Origin of the sequence: Arthrobacter sp. YAF16 (genome assembly GCF_052113385.1) — a bacterium.
Lineage (GTDB): Bacteria > Actinomycetota > Actinomycetes > Actinomycetales > Micrococcaceae > Arthrobacter.
The window spans coordinates 187,446-204,141 of record NZ_JBFRDC010000006.1 but is presented as its reverse complement, the minus strand read 5'-3'; the positions used below and the strand labels follow the sequence as shown (position 1 = coordinate 204,141).

Sequence of the window (16,696 nt, the reverse complement as noted above, 5' to 3'; positions counted from 1 at the left end):
GGGGTAGTTGCCTGTGGCCATGGCACAAGCCGAACGGCGCGGACCCCAGGTCCTGAACATCGGGGAGGTCCTGGCTCAACTGAGCGACGACTTCCCCAACATGACCGCGTCGAAAATCCGGTTCCTTGAAGAAAAGGGACTCATCAACCCGCAGCGGACTCCCGCCGGGTACCGGCAGTACTCCGAGGGCGACGTCGAGCGTCTCCGTTTTGTGCTGGCCCTGCAGCGGGACCAGTACCTGCCGCTGAAGGTGATCAAGGACTACCTCGACGCGATTGACCGCGGCGAACGCCCGGACAACCTCCCTCCCGGGGTCACGGTCTCGCCGCGGATCGTCTCGGACCAACTCGCCGCCGAACTGAACCACCGGGTACGCCTGCTCAGCGAAGAGCAGCTCCGCACCGAGTCCGGGGCCAGCGTGCCGTTGCTCGAATCCCTGCTCAGCTTCGGCCTGATCGGCCACGTCAACGGCAAATTCGATGAACATGCCCTGCAGGTTGCCCGGGCCTGCGTGCAACTGGAGGGCCACGGCCTGGAACCGCGGCACCTGCGCCCGTTCCAGGCCGCCGCCGAACGCGAATTCGGGCTGGTGGAACGGGCGGTGGCGACCCTGACTTCGCGGAAGGACGCCGCCTCGCACGCCCGCGCCGCCGAGGCCGCCCGCGAAATCAGCGAACTCTGCCTGACGCTGCACCGGGCCCTGGTCCAGGACCGCATCTCGAGGATGGACATCTGATGATTGAGGTGGAAATCGTAGGCGTACGGATTGAATTGCCGTCCAACCAACCGCTTGTGCTGCTCAAGGAGATGCACGGGGAGCGCCACGTCCCCATCTGGATCGGCACCCCGGAGGCCAGCGCCATCGCCCTGGCCCAGCAGGGTGTGGTCCCGCCGCGGCCGATGACGCACGACCTGCTGGTGGACGTTGTCGAGGCATTGGGCCACACGATCGTCAGCGTCAATATCGTGGCGGTCGAGGACAACATCTTCTACGGCCAGCTCCAGTTCGAAGACGGCACCACCGTCAGCTCGAGGGCCTCGGATGCCCTGGCCCTGGCCCTGCGGGCCAAATGCCGGATCTGGTGCGCGGACGCCGTGATGGAAGAAGCCGGTGTGCGGATCACCGAGCACGACGACGGCGAGGAGGCCCAGCCGGGGCCCGCCGTCGACGAAGAGGGCGAGCTGCGCCGCTTCCGCGAGTTCCTGGACGACGTCGAACCCGAGGATTTCGCCGGCTGAAACGGCCCTAAGCTTAAAGTCGAGGTCGAAAGTTTCGACACGCCCCGGCAATACCCCCAACGTCTTTGACCTTGGGCCCCGGCAGGCCTAACGTCGGAGGTACAAGTTCCCATTGCATACAACAGCCGCGCAAGTCACACTGGACAGAGCAGCCGGAGCCGAAACTACACGGATGATTTTCGTGCCTACTCGGTCCGACGCAGGTCCCGGACAGCGCGTCGTTGCTGCAAGTTCCCGCGGGAACTCATGACAAGGAGGATCCACGTGAGTCCGAAAGGCGAAGCAGGCGAGCTCAAGCAGACCTCGACGGCAGGCGTTGCTGTGCCCGCGAGCGGTGCCCAAGGCCTGCTCTTCACCGAGGATCTTCCCGTCCTGGACGAAGACGCGGGTTACCGCGGCCCCACCGCGTGCAAGGCGGCCGGGATCACCTACCGCCAGCTGGACTACTGGGCACGCACCGGGCTCGTCGAACCCGCCGTGCGCGGCGCCGCCGGCTCCGGTTCGCAGCGCCTCTACGGCTTCCGCGACATCCTCGTCCTCAAGGTCGTCAAGCGGCTCCTCGACACCGGCGTCTCCCTGCAGCAGATCCGCACCGCCGTCGAGCACCTCCGGGAGCGCGGGGTCGAAGACCTCGCCCAGATCACGCTGATGAGTGACGGCGCGAGCGTCTACGAGTGCACCTCGGCGGATGAAGTCATCGACCTGGTCCAGGGCGGACAGGGTGTCTTTGGCCGGGGCCACATCGTGGCCCCGCGCTTCTTGTTGTCCTCCATCCGGGAGGCCGGACTTCGAGCCGGAACAATACAGCTAACGCTGGCTGCGGTTGCGGACCATGCCCGCAGCCGCCAGCTCCCCGGTACCGCCGGCCCCCATCAGGTTGCCTAGCAGCGTGTCGAACAACGCCGCGGCGTTCTTGGCGGAGTCCCCGGGCCAGTGATGGACCGAGTGGGCCGCGCCCTGGATCTGCTGCCAGTTCGCCTGCTCCGGGATGTGCGGGGTGAGCAGCAGTTCGCCGAACATGGACTGCATCTCGGCCAGACGGAAGGTGTGCTCCGAGGAGCCGGTCCGCACCCGGTTGGCGACAATGCCTGCGGGGGAGAGGCCTGGCGCGAATTCCTGCCGGAACAGCTGGATGGCGCGCATGGTGCGCTCGGTGCCCGCGACGGAGAACAGTCCCGGCTCGGCGACCAGGGCGACCTTGTCGCTGGCGGACCAGGCCATCCGGGTCAGGCCGTTCAGCGAGGGCGGGCAGTCGATCAGCACGAGTTCGTACTGCCCGGCACCTGCCAGCACGGCGGAGAGTCGGCGCAGGTCGCGGCGGCCGAGGTCGGGCCGGTCGTAGATTCCGGTATAGGCCGAGCCGATGGCGACATCCAGTACGGACGCTGCTGTTCCCTTGGAAGAAGCGCTGTGCTCCACCCATCCGCTGGGGACAACGTTGTCGGCGAGGCGGGCCCGGCGCGGGGACTTGAGCATCCGGCCGATGTCGAGTTGTTCATCGGGCCGGACGCCGAGGGCGGTGCTGGCATCCGCGTGCGGGTCAAGGTCGACCACGAGGGTGGGGATGCCGGCTGCGAGTGCGGCCGACGCCAGTCCGGTTGTCACGGAGGTCTTGCCGACACCGCCTTTGAGGCTGCTGATGCTGACTACTTGCACTTGAAAAACCAATACCTAACGCCGGTTGCCGAGACTGGGTCATGCCGGCCCGTGCGTTCCTTCGGACCGGGGCGTGCATGCGCCACCCACCAACTCATCATATGTTGACCCGGCACCGAAACCCTTCTCATCCGGCCCGACTTATCCGGGCCGGCGGGTGCCCGGACCGCGGCGGAGCCCCCCGCGCGAGAGCGATCTGCCCAATGCCGCCGAAATGACGCATAATGCTGTGATGGGCGCCACAATGATTTGTGTTTGCGCACACCAGTCTTAGAAACTGTGACGACTTACCGAACCACCCGCGATGATGCAGGAGAAGTATGTTTTCCAAGATTCTGGTGGCTAACCGCGGCGAAATCGCCATCCGCGCCTTCCGCGCCAGCTATGAGCTGGGTGCCAAGACCGTTGCAGTGTTCCCGACCGAGGACCGTAACTCGATCCACCGCCAGAAGGCGGATGAGGCGTATCTGATCGGCGAGGAGGGGCACCCGGTCCGGGCGTACCTCGATGTCGACGAGGTGGTGCGCGTGGCGAAGGAGGCCGGGGCCGACGCGATCTACCCCGGCTACGGATTCCTCTCGGAGAACCCCAACCTGGCGCGCGCCGCGGCTGCCGCCGGCATCACCTTCGTTGGACCGCCGGCAGAAGTCCTTGAACTGGCCGGCAACAAGGTCGCCGCACTGGAGGCCGCCCGCAAGGCCGGCGTCCCGGTGCTCAAGTCGAGCCAACCGTCCAAGGACGTCGACGAACTCATCGCCGCCGCGGACGAAATCGGCTTCCCCATCTTTGCGAAGGCCGTCGCCGGCGGCGGCGGCCGCGGCATGCGCCGGGTGGACACCCGGGACGCGTTGCCCGAGGCCCTGCAGGCCGCCATGCGCGAGGCCGACGCCGCCTTTGGTGACCCCACCATGTTCCTGGAACAGGCGGTGCTGCGCCCGCGGCACATCGAAGTGCAGATCCTCGCCGACGCCGAGGGCAACGTCATGCACCTCTTCGAGCGCGACTGCTCCATCCAGCGCCGCCACCAGAAGGTGATCGAGATTGCCCCCGCGCCGAACCTCGATGAGGGCATCCGGCAGGCGCTCTACCGGGACGCCGTGAAGTTCGCCAAGGCCCTGAACTACGTCAACGCCGGCACCGTGGAGTTCCTCGTCGACACCGTCGGCGAGCGGGCCGGCCAGCACGTCTTCATCGAGATGAACCCGCGCATCCAGGTCGAGCACACCGTCACCGAGGAAGTCACCGACGTCGACCTCGTCCAGGCCCAGCTGCGGATCGCCTCCGGCGAGACCCTCGCCGACCTCGGCCTCTCGCAGGAGACCGTCAAGCTCAACGGCGCCGCACTGCAGTCCCGCATCACCACCGAGGACCCGGCAAACGGCTTCCGCCCCGACGTCGGAAAGATCACCGGCTACCGTTCGGCCGGCGGCGCCGGTGTGCGGCTCGACGGCGGCACCGTCTACTCCGGCGCCGAGATCAGCCCGCACTTCGACTCGATGCTGGTCAAGCTGACCTGCCGCGGCCGCGACTACAAGACCGCCGTCGCCCGCGCCCGGCGCGCCCTGGCCGAGTTCCGGATCCGCGGCGTCTCCACCAACATTTCCTTCCTGCAGGCCGTCCTGGACGACCCGGACTTCGTCGCCGGTGACGTCGCCACCTCGTTCATCGACGAACGCCCCGAACTGCTCAAGGCCCGCGTCTCCGCGGACCGCGGCACCAAGCTGCTGACCTGGCTCGCCGAGATCACCGTCAACAAGCCCAACGGCGAGCTCACGGCACACACCGACCCGGCCGACAAGCTGCCCGCCCTGACGGACAGTGACGCCCCCTTGGGGTCCCGGCAGCGGCTGCTCGAACTCGGCCCGGAGGGCTTCGCGAAGGCCCTGCGCGAGCAGGACGCCGTCGCCGTCACCGACACCACCTTCCGCGACGCGCACCAGTCCCTGCTGGCCACCCGCGTCCGGACCCGGGACCTCGTGGCGGCCGGACCGGCAGTATCCAAGCTGCTACCCGAACTGCTCTCCGTCGAGGCCTGGGGCGGCGCGACCTACGACGTCGCCCTCCGCTTCCTGGGCGAGGACCCCTGGGACCGCCTGGCCGCGCTGCGCAAGGCGCTGCCGAACATCTGCCTGCAGATGCTGCTCCGCGGCCGGAACACCGTCGGCTACACGCCATACCCGGAAGAGGTGACGGTGGCCTTCGTCAACGAGGCCGCCGCGACCGGCATCGACATCTTCCGCATCTTCGACGCCCTCAACGACGTCAACCAGATGGCCCCCGCCATCCGCGCCGTCCGCGCCACCGGCACCGCCGTGGCCGAGGTCGCCCTCTGCTACACCGCGGACATGCTCGATCCGGACGAGAAGCTGTACACCCTCGACTACTACCTGGACCTGGCCCAGAAGATCGTCGACGCCGGCGCGCACATCCTCGCGATCAAGGACATGGCCGGACTGCTGCGCCCGGCGGCGGCAGCCCGCCTCGTGACGGCCCTGCGGGAGAAGTTCGACCTCCCGGTACACCTGCACACCCACGACACGGCGGGCGGCCAGCTGGCCACCCTGCTGGCTGCCGTGGACGCCGGCGTGGACGCCGTCGACGTCGCCTCGGCCTCGCTCGCCGGCACCACCAGCCAGCCCTCCGCCTCGGCCCTCGTCGCGGCGCTGGCCCACACGCCGCGGGACACCGGCCTGAGCCTGGCCAATGTGTGCGCCCTGGAACCGTACTGGGAGGCTGTGCGCCGCGTTTACGCCCCGTTCGAGTCGGGACTGCCGGGCCCCACCGGCCGGGTCTACCAGCACGAGATCCCCGGCGGCCAGCTCTCCAACCTGCGCCAGCAGGCGATCGCGCTGGGGCTGGGCGAACGCTTCGAAGCGATCGAGGACATGTACACCGCAGCGGACCGCATCCTGGGCCGGCTCGTGAAGGTCACGCCCTCGTCCAAGGTGGTGGGCGACCTCGCCCTGCACCTGGTCGGCCTCAACGCGGACCCGGCGGACTTCAACGAGAACCCGCAGAAGTACGACATCCCGGACTCCGTGATCGGCTTCCTCTCCGGCGAACTGGGAGACCCTCCCGGCGGCTGGCCCGAGCCGTTCCGGACCAAGGCCCTGCAGGGCCGCAGCGTCAAGGTCCGCGACGTCGAACTCAGCGCCGAAGATAGTGCCGCGCTTAAGGGCGACTCCAGGACGGTGCAGCAGACCCTCAACCGGCTGCTCTTTGCCGGTCCCACCAAGGACTACCAGAAGAGTGTCGAGGCCTACGGAAACCTTTCCGTCCTGGACACCCGCGACTACCTCTTCGGCCTGCAGCGCGGCGCCGAGCACGAGATCGAGCTGGAGAAGGGCGTGCGTCTGATCGCCTCGCTCGAGGCCGTCTCCGAGCCGGACGAGAAGGGCATGCGGACCGTGATGTGCACGCTCAACGGACAGTCCCGGCCCGTGGTGGTCCGTGACCGCTCCGTGGTCAGCAACGTCAAGGCCGCCGAGCGGGCCGACGCCTCGCAGCCGGGCCAGGTCGCCGCGCCGTTCGCCGGCGCCGTCACCCTGACCGTCAAGGCCGGCGACGCGGTCAAGGCCGGGGACACAGTCGCGACCATCGAGGCCATGAAGATGGAAGCCTCGATCACGACGCCGGTGGCCGGGACCGTGTCGCGGCTCGCCGTCGGCCCCGTCGAGCAGGTCCAGGGCGGCGACCTGCTGCTGGTCGTGGAGTAACGCGGCCGGACACGGCAGCACAGCAGAAAGGGCTCCTCCGGCTACGGCCGGAGGAGCCCTTCCTGGTTTATGCCAACGCGTTGAAGCGGGTCTTAGGCGTGCGTGGTGCGCTTCGCGGAGTACATCTCCTCGATCACGTTCTCGAAGTCCTTCATCACCTGGGCGCGCTTGACCTTCATGGACGGCGTCAGGTGGCCGGAGGCCTCGGTGAAATCGGAGGGAACAATCCGGAACGACTTGATGGCCTCGGCCTGCGAGACGGACTGGTTCGCACGGTTGATCAGCTCCTGGACCGCCGCCGTGACGGCGGGGTTTACGGTCGCCTCGGCCACCGTGGTCGACGCCGGCAGGCCGTGGCGCTGCAGCCAGCCCGGGAGCGCCTCCTCGTCGAGCGTCACGAGAGCGCCGATGAACGGACGGTTGTCTCCGACCACAAGGACCTGCGAAACCAGCGCGTCGGCGCGGATCTGGTCCTCGAGCAGGGCCGGCACCACGTTCTTGCCGCCGGCGGTGACGATGATTTCCTTCTTCCGCCCGGTGATGGTCAGGAAGCCCTGCCCGTCAAGCTGGCCGATGTCGCCGGTGCGGAACCAGCCGTCCACGAAGGCTTCGGCCGTGAGGTCCTCCCGGTTGAAGTAGCCCCGCATCACGCAGACGCCCTTGGCGAGAATCTCGCCGTCGTCGGCGATCTTCACGGCGTTGCCGGGAATCGGCGCGCCGACGGTGCCGATCTTGATCAGGCCGGGCGTGTTGACCGTGACCGGGGCGGTGGTTTCGGTCAGGCCGTAGCCTTCGAGGATCTGCAGGCCGATGCCTTGGAAGAAGTGGCCGAGGCGTTCGCCGAGCGGGCCGCCGCCGGACACCGCGTGCGCGACCTGGCCGCCCATGGCGTCGCGGAGCTTGCCGTAGACGAGCTTGTCAAACAGGGTGTGCTTGAGCCGCAGGCCCAGGCCCAGCTTGCCCGCCTGGCGAGCCCGCGAATAGGCGATGGCGGTTTCCGCGGCGCGATGGAAGATCGCCCCCTTACCGCCGTCCTCGGCCTTGGTCAGAGCGGAGTTGTAGACCTTTTCGAAGACCCGCGGCACCGCGAGGATGAAGGTCGGCTTGTAGCTCTGCAGGTCCGGCAGCAGGTTCTTGATGTCCGGAGTGTGCGCCACGGTAACGCCGGCCGCCACCGCCAGCACAGAAATGAAGCGGGCGAAGACGTGCGCGAGCGGGAGGAACATGATGGTCCGCGCCTGCTCGTGGACGATCTGGCCCAGGGACGTGGCCAGCACATTGTCGGAGAGCTCCACGAAGTTGCCGTGGGTCAGCTCGCAGCCCTTGGGCCGGCCGGTGGTGCCGGAGGTGTAGATGATGGTGGCGAGATCGTTGAGCGAGGCCTGACTGCGGCGGGCTTCGAGTTCCTCGTCGCTGATCCCGCTGCCGGCGGCGCGGACCTCGTCGAGGGCGTCACCTTCCAGCTGCCAGACGTGCCTCAGCCCGGTGAGGCCCTCGGAGCTGGCAGCCTGCCGGATGATGTCCTCATGGTGGGCGGACTCGCCGAAGGCGGCGACGGCGCCGGAGTCGCCGAGGTTCCAGGCAACCTGTGAGGGGGAGGACGTTTCATAGATCGGGACCGAGACGGCGCCGGCAAACCAGATCGCGAAGTCGATCAGGGCCCATTCGTACCGGGTGCGGGACATGATGCCGACCCGGTCGCCGGCAGCCACGCCGCTGGCCATCAGGCCCTTGGCGAGCAGGGAGACATCGGCCAGGAAATCGGTCGCCCGGACGTCCTGCCACTGGCCTGCGGCGTCGAGCCGTGAGAACAGGGCCGGGTTGGACGCCTTCGCGGCCTGGCGCAGGACCAGGTCCGTTACGTTCGTCTCCGGTGGGACGGTGACCAGGGGCGGGACACTGATTTCTCGCACGATAGCTCCTTTGATATCCATTGGCCCGCAAGGGGGGTACGACTAACAGTAGTATGTGGCCCCGGCGGGGTGTGTTCCACTTCACCTACTGGCGAGTAACTTTACGGTCAAGGCCCGTGTTGCGCCACCCGGGAGAGGGCCGGCGGCCCGGCCGCGCCGCTCGCTGAGGGCCCTAGAATGGGGAACGATGCATACTCCAACACCCGGCCAGAAGCCCGGACCGCAGCGCAGGACGGCCGCCTGGCGGCGCCGGATGCAGGGCTTTTCCGGCGCCTCCGAGGCCGGCAGTTTCCGTGAACACCTGCGGCTCGGGCGCAAGGGCCTCGCGATCGGCGTCGACATCGGCGGCACAAAGGTGGCGGCCGGCGTTGTGGACGCGGAAGGGCGCATCCTCAGCCAGGCCAAGCGGTCAACGCCGGGCAGCGATCCGCGCGCCGTCGAGCAGGTGATCGTCGAACTCGTGGAGGAACTGGGCCGGGGCCACCGCATCTGGCCGGTCGGCATCGGCGCGGCCGGGTGGATGGACCTCGACGGCGCCACCGTGCTGTTCAGCCCGCACCTGGCCTGGCGCAACGAACCGCTGCGTGAGAACCTGCAGCGGCTGCTCCGCCGTCCGGTGCTGCTGACCAACGACGCCGACGCCGCCGGCTGGGCGGAGTGGCGCTTTGGCGCCGGGAAGGGCGAGAGCCGGCTGGTCTGCATTACCCTGGGCACCGGAATCGGCGGGGCCATGGTGATGGACGGGCGGCTCGAACGTGGGCGCTTCGGCGTGGCCGGTGAATTCGGCCACCAGATCATCATGCCCGGCGGCCACCGCTGCGAGTGCGGCAACCGCGGCTGCTGGGAGCAGTACGCCTCGGGGAACGCCCTTGGCCGGGAGGCCCGGGAACTCGCCGCAGCCAACTCGCCGGTGGCCCAGGAGCTGCTCAAAGCAGTGCACGGCCATGCCGACCGGATCACGGGCGTGGTCGTCACCGAACTCGCCAAGGCCGGCGATCCCACCGCGCGTGAACTCCTCGAAGACGTGGGGGAATGGCTCGGCCTGGGACTGGCGAACCTGGCGGCGGCCCTGGACCCGGGAACCTTCGTCATCGGCGGCGGGCTCTGCGACGCCGGCGAACTCCTCGTGGAACCGGCGCGGAAGGCCTTTGCCCGGAACCTGACCGGCCGCGGGTTCCGCCCGGCGGCCACGATTGAACTGGCCGCGCTGGGCCCCAATGCCGGGCTGATCGGCGCGGCCGACCTTTCCCGGGTCAGCAGCCGCATGCGCAGCTAGCCGGCGCGCGGGCGGCTCCGCAGCCGCCAGCCGGACAGCAACCGGCTAAACGCGGGCCCCGTCGTCGTTCTCGTCCTTCTCCTGCGGCAGCTTCATGATCAGGAACACCACCGACGCCGCGAAGGCGACCACCATGCCGACGACCGCCAGCAGCGGTGCGCTCCGCCAGAAAATGGCGGACAGCATCAGCGCGATCGGGCCGCCGACGGCGCCCAGCCATGCGAGCATCGTCAGCGGGTCGGACCCGGCCAGGCTGGGCGGCTCTTCGGGGACGAACGCTCCGTCGTCGTCGTCCGGCTCGTAGTCCCGCGGGCCGGAGGCGCCCTGGCCGGCCGCGGCGTCGTCACTCCCGCCCAGCGAGGCCGCCCGGCCGCCGGCCGGGGGTTCGACCGGTGCCGGTGCCGGTGCCGCAAGGCCCAGCGGGTCGAAGTCGCGGAACGTCCGCGCGGCGGGGCTTCCGGCGTCGGCGCTGCCGGCCGGACCGGAGTCGGTGCCCTCCAGCCTGGCGACCAGATCCAGCCAGACAGCGTCGTCCTCGTTGGCGCTGGAGTCCGGGGAATCGGGGTCCGGCGAGCCCGGGTCGAATCTAGTCATCTGCCGTTTCTTTCTGGCTGGCACCGGCGGCGCCCGGGTTGGGCCCTTCCACGACCGACCGGATGAACTCCGCTGTGCCGCGGAAGATCTGTGGCGCGTCGTTGTCCATGGTAGCCACGTGGTAGCTGTTCTCCAGCCGGATGACCTCCAGCGCGGCGTTGCTCAGTCCGCGGCGCAGGGCGGCCAGGCTGGCGTCGGAAACGACGTGGTCCACGGTGGACCGGTAGACCCGGACCGGGGCCGTGATCCGGGGCAGCAGCCGCAGGGTGTCCTTGAACATCTTGTTCAGCTCGTGGGCCGCCGCGACCGGGGTCCGCGGATAGGCGCCTTCATCCACGCCTTCCTTGAGGATGTCATTGGCGATCGCCGGGGTGCTCTTCAGCACGAATTTCAGGATCCCGGCCAGCGGCGCGCGGGGATCATCGATGACCAGGCCGGGGTTCACCAGCACCGCCCCGGCCACGGGGCGGGTGGCCGCCAGCCGCAGCGCGAGGGCGCCGCCCATCGAGAGCCCGGCCACCACGACGTGGTCGCACTCCGAGGCCAGTTCCAGGTAGGCGGCGTCGAGTCCGGCATGCCAGTCCTGCCAGCGTGTCCGGGCCAGTTCCTGCCAGCTCGTGCCGTGCCCGGGCAGCAGCGGCATCCGGACCGCGTAGCCGGCCGCGGCCAGGGACTCGGCCCACGCCCGGACGCCGTGCGGGCTGCCGGTGAACCCATGGGAGACCACGACGCCGGTCCGGGGACCGGATCCGGTGAACGGACTGCTGAACGGCGAGTGGTCGGCGGCTGTGCTCATGGATGCTCCGTGGTTCATGGCTGCTCAGTTTTTACTGGCTGCTGAGGGCCTGCGGGGACAGTGGACTGGGCTGGGGACGGGGCCGCGTGCTCCCGGAAGAAGCGGGCGGACTGCGAAAAGATTACGGGAGCGTCGACGTCGAGCGTTGCAACGTGGCCGCTGGACGGCAGCGGGACCACCGTAAGGTCCGGCGATCCGAGGCGCCCGCGGAGCAGCTCCAGCGAGGTCGGCGGCACCACCGCGTCCGTGTCGGACTTGAACACGATAGCCGGAGCGTCGACGGCGGGCAGTTCGCGCAGGGTCGCGGTGAAGAGCTTGCGCAGTTGGTGGACGGCCGCGAGCGGGGTCAGTGAGTAGTCGCCGTCCTGGGTGGCGGCCGCCGTCGACTCCGTCTCCTGGAGCGGGACGGTGGTGCGCTGCAGGTACTTGAGCAACCCGATGTAGCGCACCCGGCGGTCGTAGAAACTGAGCCCGGGGTTCACGACGGCGACGCCGGCCACGCGGTGGCGGGCAGCGGTGCGCAGCGCGATGGTTCCGCCCATGGACAGGCCCGCCACGAAGCAAGAGCGGGTTCCGGCGGCCAGGTCCAGGTACGCGGCCTCGAAGGCGCCGTACCAGTCCTGCCAGCCGTGCCGGGCGAGATCCCGCCAGTCGGTGCCGTGGCCGGGCAGCAGCGGGACGGAGACGGCGAACCCGAGGGAGGCCAGGTGCTCGGCCCAGGGAAGCACACTCAGGGGGCTACCGGTAAAGCCATGGCAGATCGCGACGCCGGTGCCCGCATTGGCGCCGTGGCCGGGGTAGCGAAAAGCGGCAGGCGCCACTGGAGTGCTGCTTTCGCTCATGAGCCCATCGTGTCACTGTTCCCGACAAAACTCACTAGAGTAGGGTGTCACTGAAGTCCTGGCCGGGTCCGAAGAAGGGCCGGCCAGACGCCTGCCGGAGAGGTACACCACGTGTTTTATTGGTTCATGAAGACGTTCGTCCTTGGGCCGGTCCTGAAGACGCTCTTCCGGCCGTGGGTCAAAGGCCTGGACAATGTTCCGGCCGAGGGCGCCGCGATCCTGGCCTCCAACCACCTTTCTTTCTCCGATTCCATCTTCATGCCGCTGATGGTGCCCCGGCCGGTGGTGTTCCTGGCGAAATCCGAGTACTTCACCGGCAAGGGAATCAAAGGCAAACTGACCGCCGCCTTCTTCCGGCTGACCAACCAGCTGCCGATGGACCGGTCCGGGGGAGCGGCGTCCGCCCGCTCGCTTGATGCCGGCATGGATGTGCTGAAGAACGGTTCGCTCCTGGGCATCTACCCCGAAGGCACCCGCAGTCCGGACGCCCGCCTGTACCGCGGCAAGGTCGGGGTCGCCCGGCTCGCCCTGCAGGCCCGGGTCCCGGTGATCCCGGTCGCGATGATCGGCACCGACAAGGTCCAGCCCATCGGCAAGCGGATGCCCAACATCCGCCGGATCGGGATGATCTTTGGCGAACCGCTGGACTTCAGCCGCTACTACGGCATGGAAGACGACCGCCTGATCCAGCGTTCCGTAACGGACGAAATCATGTACGAACTGATGCGGCTCTCCGGCCAGGAATACGTCGACGAGTACGCCGCCGTCGTCAAACTGCGTCTCGCCGGAAAAGCCACCGAGGCACCGGAGGCCGGCGCCGGCCAGGAACCGGAGACGCCCGGAACTGTGTGACGGGGCGCCCGCGGTCAATGACGCCGGGCGCCGCCGTTCAACGCGGAGGCAACTATCCTTAGAGGGTGACTGAGCTATCTGCGCCTTCGACGTCCCTGAACAACTCCACGCCGGCGGGCCCCGCCCCCGCAGGCTCCGCTTTTGCCGGTTCTGCTTTCACGAGCACGGCCCAGAGCGGCGCCGCCAACTATCCGGGACTGGACCACTGGCGGGAGCTGCCTGCCTCGCAACAGCCCAGCTGGTCCGACGCGGCAGTCTTTGAGGCCTCGGTCAAGGAACTCTCGGTGCTGCCGCCGCTCGTCTTCGCCGGCGAAGTGGACATCCTGCGCGAACGGCTCGCCGCGGCCGCGCAGGGCAAGGCGTTCCTGCTCCAGGGCGGTGACTGCGCGGAGACCTTCGAAGCCGCCACGGCGGACAAGATCAGCGCCCGGGTCAAGACCATCCTGCAGATGGCCGTCGTGCTCACCTATGGCGCGGCGATGCCCGTGATCAAGATGGGCCGGATGGCGGGCCAGTTCGCCAAGCCGCGCTCGTCCAACGACGAAACCCGCGACGGCGTCACGCTGCCGGCTTACCGCGGCGACATCGTCAACGGCTATGACTTCACGCCGGAGTCCCGCGCGCACGACGCCAGCCGGATGCTCAAGGCGTACCACACCTCGGCATCGACCCTGAACCTGATCCGGGCGTTCACGCAGGGCGGCTTCGCCGACCTGAGGCTGGTGCACCAGTGGAACAAGGGCTTCACCGAGAACCCGGCGCACGCGCGTTACGAATCCCTGGCCCGCGACATCGACCGGGCCATCAAGTTCATGTCCTCCTGCGGCGCGGACTTCGAGGCGCTTAAGCGCGTCGAGTTCTACGCCAGCCACGAGGCGCTGCTGCTGGACTATGAGCGGGCCCTGACCCGCATCGACTCGCGAACCGGCCTGCCGTACGACACCTCGGCGCATTTCCTGTGGATCGGGGAGCGCACCCGGGAACTGGACCACGCGCACGTCGATTTCCTCTCCCGCGTCCGCAACCCGATCGGCGTCAAGCTTGGCCCCTCGACCACCGGCGAGGACGCCCTCCGCCTGATCGACAAGCTTGACCCCAACCGGGAACCCGGCCGCCTGACCTTCATCACCCGGATGGGCGCCGGCAACATCCGCGAGAAATTGCCTCCCATCGTCGAGCGCGTCACCGCCTCCGGCGCCCAGGTCCTCTGGGTCACCGATCCGATGCACGGCAATACGGTGACCTCGCCCAACGGCTACAAGACCCGCAACTTCGACGACGTCATCGACGAGGTGCGCGGCTTCTTCGAGGTGCACCACGGCCTCGGCACCGTTCCGGGCGGCCTGCACGTGGAAATGACCGGCGACGACGTGGCCGAGTGCCTCGGCGGCGCCGACCCGATCGACCAGGACGCCTTCCTGGACCGCTATGAATCCGTCTGCGATCCGCGGCTGAACCACATGCAGTCCCTCGAAATGGCGTTCCTGGTGGCGGGAGCCCTCGCCAAGCGCTAAGCCGCGCCGGCCGACACGGGCCGATGCCGCAGGCGGCGACGCCACAGGCAGTATGAGCTCCGCCCCGGCTGTTTCCAGCCGGGGCGGAGCTCTTACTTATTTGGCAGAAGTCAGGTCACGGTGATCGTGACGAGTGAGCCTTCGGGCTGCCGCCCGGTCTTGTCCTGGCCGGCCACCAGGCCCAGCACGGATGAACCGAAGGCGTAGTTGACCTTCACCTCGAAGCCGGCATCCTTGAGGGCCTGCACCGCCTCCTCCTCCGGCTTGCGGAACACGTCCGGGACCTGGACGAATTTCGGCCCCTTGGAGATCGTCAGGGTCACGGCGCCGCCCTTGGTGAGATTCCCGGTGGCCGGGTCCTGGCCGGCAACCGCGCCCTTTGGCACCTCCCGGTCGAAAACGGCTTCCGGGGCGACGACGGCTTTGAGCCCGGCGGCTTCCAGCGTTTTCACCGCGGTCTCCTGGTCCTTGCCGCGCAGCTCAGGCACCGGGATGGGCCGCGGCCCCTTGGAGACCGTCAGCCCCACGGCTGTCCCGTGCTTGGCGGGGGTGCCTTTGCCCGGCTTCTGGGCCAGCACGGTTCCAGCCGCCGCGGCCTCGTCGTAGCGCTCGGTGACGGGGCCCAGCGCCATGCCGGCGCCATTGAGGGCCGTCTTCGCCGCATCGAGCGACTTGCCCGTCAGCTGGGGCAGGGGAAACAGCTCCGGACCCTTCGAAACGGCCAGCGAGACGGACTGGAATTTCCGGACCACCTGACCCGCCTGCGGCTCCGAGCCGACCACGAGGCCAGGGGACACGTCGTCGTCAAAGACGTCCCGGGTGGTCGACTCGAAACCGGCAGTGCGGAGCAGCTGCTGTGCTTCGGCCACGGTCTTGTTGGCCAACTGCGGAATGGTCCCCGGAGACCCCGGGCCCATGCCGAAGAACCAACCGGCGCCGGCCGCGAGCAGCGCCACCAGGACCAGCACCAGGATCCAGGCCAGGCCCCGGCGCCGCGGGCTGCCCGCCCGGAGGCTTCGGCTGGGGGTCGCGGCAGCACGCTGCCGCGCCTTTTCCTCCTCGCGGTCCTGCTTGCGTTGTGCACGCTTGCTTGCCGGCTCCGGACGGCCGTCCGGAGCATCCTCAGGATAGGCGCCAAACTCTCGTTCCTCCGGCGCGGCTAGCGGACCGTAAGCGCCGGGCCGTGACCTGCCGGCGAGGACGGTGGTGGGGTTGCTGCCGCGGTTGATGACTTCCGTGGGCTGCTGGAGGCCACCGAGGAATTCCGTGTGTGCCTTGGCGGCGGCCGGGCGGGGTTCCGTCGCGGGCCGCCCGGGCGTGGAACCGCCGGGGCCTGCCGCCGCGGCGCCGGCAACGGGCGCCGCAAGGGCGGCCGGGGGCCGCAGGTCCAAGTCGGCGTCGCTGAGGTTGGTGCGGATATGTCGAAGTTCGAAGAGCAATGCATTGCCGTCGACGGGGCGCTTGTCCGGGTCGTTCGCCGTGCACCACTGCACGAGCTCGTCGAGTTCTTCGGCCAGCCCCGGGACCAGGGCCGACGGCGGCCCGACGGTCGAGTTCACGTGCTGGTAGGCGACCTGGATGGGAACCTCGCCGTCGAACGGCTGCCGACCGGTGATCATCTCGTAGAGCATGATCCCGAGTGAATAGATGTCGCTGCGGGCGTCGGCCTGCTGGCCCAGCACGAGCTCGGGGGAGAGGTAGGCGACGGTCCCGATCAGGGCGCCGGTGCTGGTCGTCGTCGTGATCGCCCGCGCCAGCCCGAAGTCGCCGATCTTGATCCGGCCGTCGTCGGCGATGAGCACGTTCTCGGGCTTGACGTCGCGGTGGATGAGGCCGGCCGCGTGGGCGGCTCCGAGTCCTTCCACGACCGGGTCGATCAGCGCCAGGGCAAGCCTCGGCGTGAGGGCTCCCTTTTCCTTGATCACGTCCCGCAGCGTGTGCCCCTTGATGTATTCCATCACCAGGTAGGCCAGCGGGCCGTCGTCGCCCTGGTCCAGGACGCCCACCACGTGCGGGTGCGACAGCCGGGCGGCGGCCTTGGCTTCGCGGCCCAGCCGGTCCAGGAACTGCGGGTCTCCGGCCATGTGCGGATGCAGGACCTTGAGCGCCACGTCCCGCTCGAGCCGCCGGTCGGTGGCGAGGTAAACCGTGGACATCCCGCCCCGGGCCAGCTTGGATCGAATCAGGTACCGGTTGTCCACCAGGGTCCCGACGAGAGCGTCCGATGTGTATTCCTGCACCCTTTGATCCTAAGCTCTGCACGGAAACGGGCCCGGATTGACATGCAACCCGGACCCG

The 16,696-nt window shown here is 68.8% G+C and carries 13 protein-coding genes; 7 read left to right on the top strand and 6 right to left on the bottom strand.

Annotated elements, in window-relative coordinates:
- Positions 1-19: 19 nt before the first annotated feature.
- The 3 genes from ftsR (at position 20) to AB4Y91_RS13170 (ending at position 2,124) form a co-directional block, all read left to right on the top strand.
- Positions 20-736 carry a transcriptional regulator FtsR gene (gene ftsR / locus AB4Y91_RS13180; RefSeq protein ID WP_175321576.1) on the top strand — a complete coding sequence of 239 codons (717 nt, stop codon included), beginning with the start codon at positions 20-22 and terminating at the stop codon, positions 734-736.
- Entirely contained in the window at positions 736-1,239 is a 504-nt protein-coding gene (locus tag AB4Y91_RS13175; protein WP_175321577.1) for a bifunctional nuclease family protein, read from the top strand. Before ftsR ends, AB4Y91_RS13175 begins: the two co-directional genes overlap by 1 nt.
- Positions 1,240-1,503: 264 nt before the next feature.
- A complete protein-coding gene (locus tag AB4Y91_RS13170; protein WP_441418901.1) occupies positions 1,504-2,124 on the top strand; it encodes a MerR family transcriptional regulator in 621 nt (206 codons plus the stop codon).
- On the opposite strand, the gene AB4Y91_RS13165 is transcribed toward AB4Y91_RS13170, so the two are convergent.
- Positions 2,047-2,895 carry a ParA family protein gene (locus AB4Y91_RS13165; protein ID WP_441418900.1) on the bottom strand — a complete coding sequence of 283 codons (849 nt, stop codon included), beginning with the start codon at positions 2,893-2,895 and terminating at the stop codon, positions 2,047-2,049. The two genes, AB4Y91_RS13170 and AB4Y91_RS13165, sit on opposite strands and share 78 nt — an antisense overlap.
- A gap of 320 nt (positions 2,896-3,215) precedes the next feature.
- Between AB4Y91_RS13165 and AB4Y91_RS13160 the strand changes: the two genes are divergently transcribed.
- On the top strand, positions 3,216-6,611 hold the full coding sequence (locus tag AB4Y91_RS13160; protein ID WP_441418899.1) for a pyruvate carboxylase: 3,396 nt from the start codon (positions 3,216-3,218) through the stop codon (positions 6,609-6,611).
- 92 nt (positions 6,612-6,703) lie between these two features.
- Here the strand turns inward: AB4Y91_RS13160 and AB4Y91_RS13155 are convergent, their stop codons facing one another.
- Positions 6,704-8,524 carry an AMP-dependent synthetase/ligase gene (locus tag AB4Y91_RS13155; RefSeq protein ID WP_441418898.1) on the bottom strand — a complete coding sequence of 607 codons (1,821 nt, stop codon included), beginning with the start codon at positions 8,522-8,524 and terminating at the stop codon, positions 6,704-6,706.
- A gap of 253 nt (positions 8,525-8,777) precedes the next feature.
- On the opposite strand from AB4Y91_RS13155, the gene AB4Y91_RS13150 reads away from it, so the two are divergent.
- Complete coding sequence (locus AB4Y91_RS13150) at positions 8,778-9,800, top strand: ROK family glucokinase (protein WP_441418935.1); 1,023 nt, start codon at positions 8,778-8,780, stop codon at positions 9,798-9,800.
- Between the two features lie 45 nt (positions 9,801-9,845).
- Here AB4Y91_RS13150 and AB4Y91_RS13145 read toward each other — a convergent pair whose 3' ends face one another.
- From AB4Y91_RS13145 to AB4Y91_RS13135, 3 genes are read right to left on the bottom strand one after another with little or no spacing between them, the layout of a single operon-like run.
- Positions 9,846-10,394 carry a hypothetical protein gene (locus tag AB4Y91_RS13145; RefSeq protein ID WP_441418897.1) on the bottom strand — a complete coding sequence of 183 codons (549 nt, stop codon included), beginning with the start codon at positions 10,392-10,394 and terminating at the stop codon, positions 9,846-9,848.
- A complete protein-coding gene (locus AB4Y91_RS13140) occupies positions 10,387-11,190 on the bottom strand; it encodes an alpha/beta hydrolase (RefSeq protein ID WP_441418896.1) in 804 nt (267 codons plus the stop codon). Before AB4Y91_RS13140 ends, AB4Y91_RS13145 begins: the two co-directional genes overlap by 8 nt.
- 14 nt (positions 11,191-11,204) lie before the next feature.
- Positions 11,205-12,032, bottom strand: coding sequence for an alpha/beta hydrolase (locus tag AB4Y91_RS13135; protein WP_441418895.1), 828 nt, complete (start codon positions 12,030-12,032; stop codon positions 11,205-11,207).
- 111 nt (positions 12,033-12,143) lie between these two features.
- Between AB4Y91_RS13135 and AB4Y91_RS13130 the strand changes: the two genes are divergently transcribed.
- Complete coding sequence (locus AB4Y91_RS13130) at positions 12,144-12,884, top strand: lysophospholipid acyltransferase family protein (protein ID WP_175321586.1); 741 nt, start codon at positions 12,144-12,146, stop codon at positions 12,882-12,884.
- Positions 12,885-12,949: 65 nt separating this feature from the next.
- The gene (locus AB4Y91_RS13125) at positions 12,950-14,398 is read left to right on the top strand and encodes a class II 3-deoxy-7-phosphoheptulonate synthase (RefSeq protein WP_441418894.1); all 1,449 of its coding nucleotides are present in this window, start codon (positions 12,950-12,952) and stop codon (positions 14,396-14,398) included.
- Between the two features lie 110 nt (positions 14,399-14,508).
- On the opposite strand, the gene AB4Y91_RS13120 is transcribed toward AB4Y91_RS13125, so the two are convergent.
- Positions 14,509-16,638: a protein kinase domain-containing protein gene (locus AB4Y91_RS13120; RefSeq protein WP_441418893.1), complete on the bottom strand. Its 2,130-nt coding sequence runs from the start codon at positions 16,636-16,638 to the stop codon at positions 14,509-14,511.
- Positions 16,639-16,696: the final 58 nt, after the last annotated feature.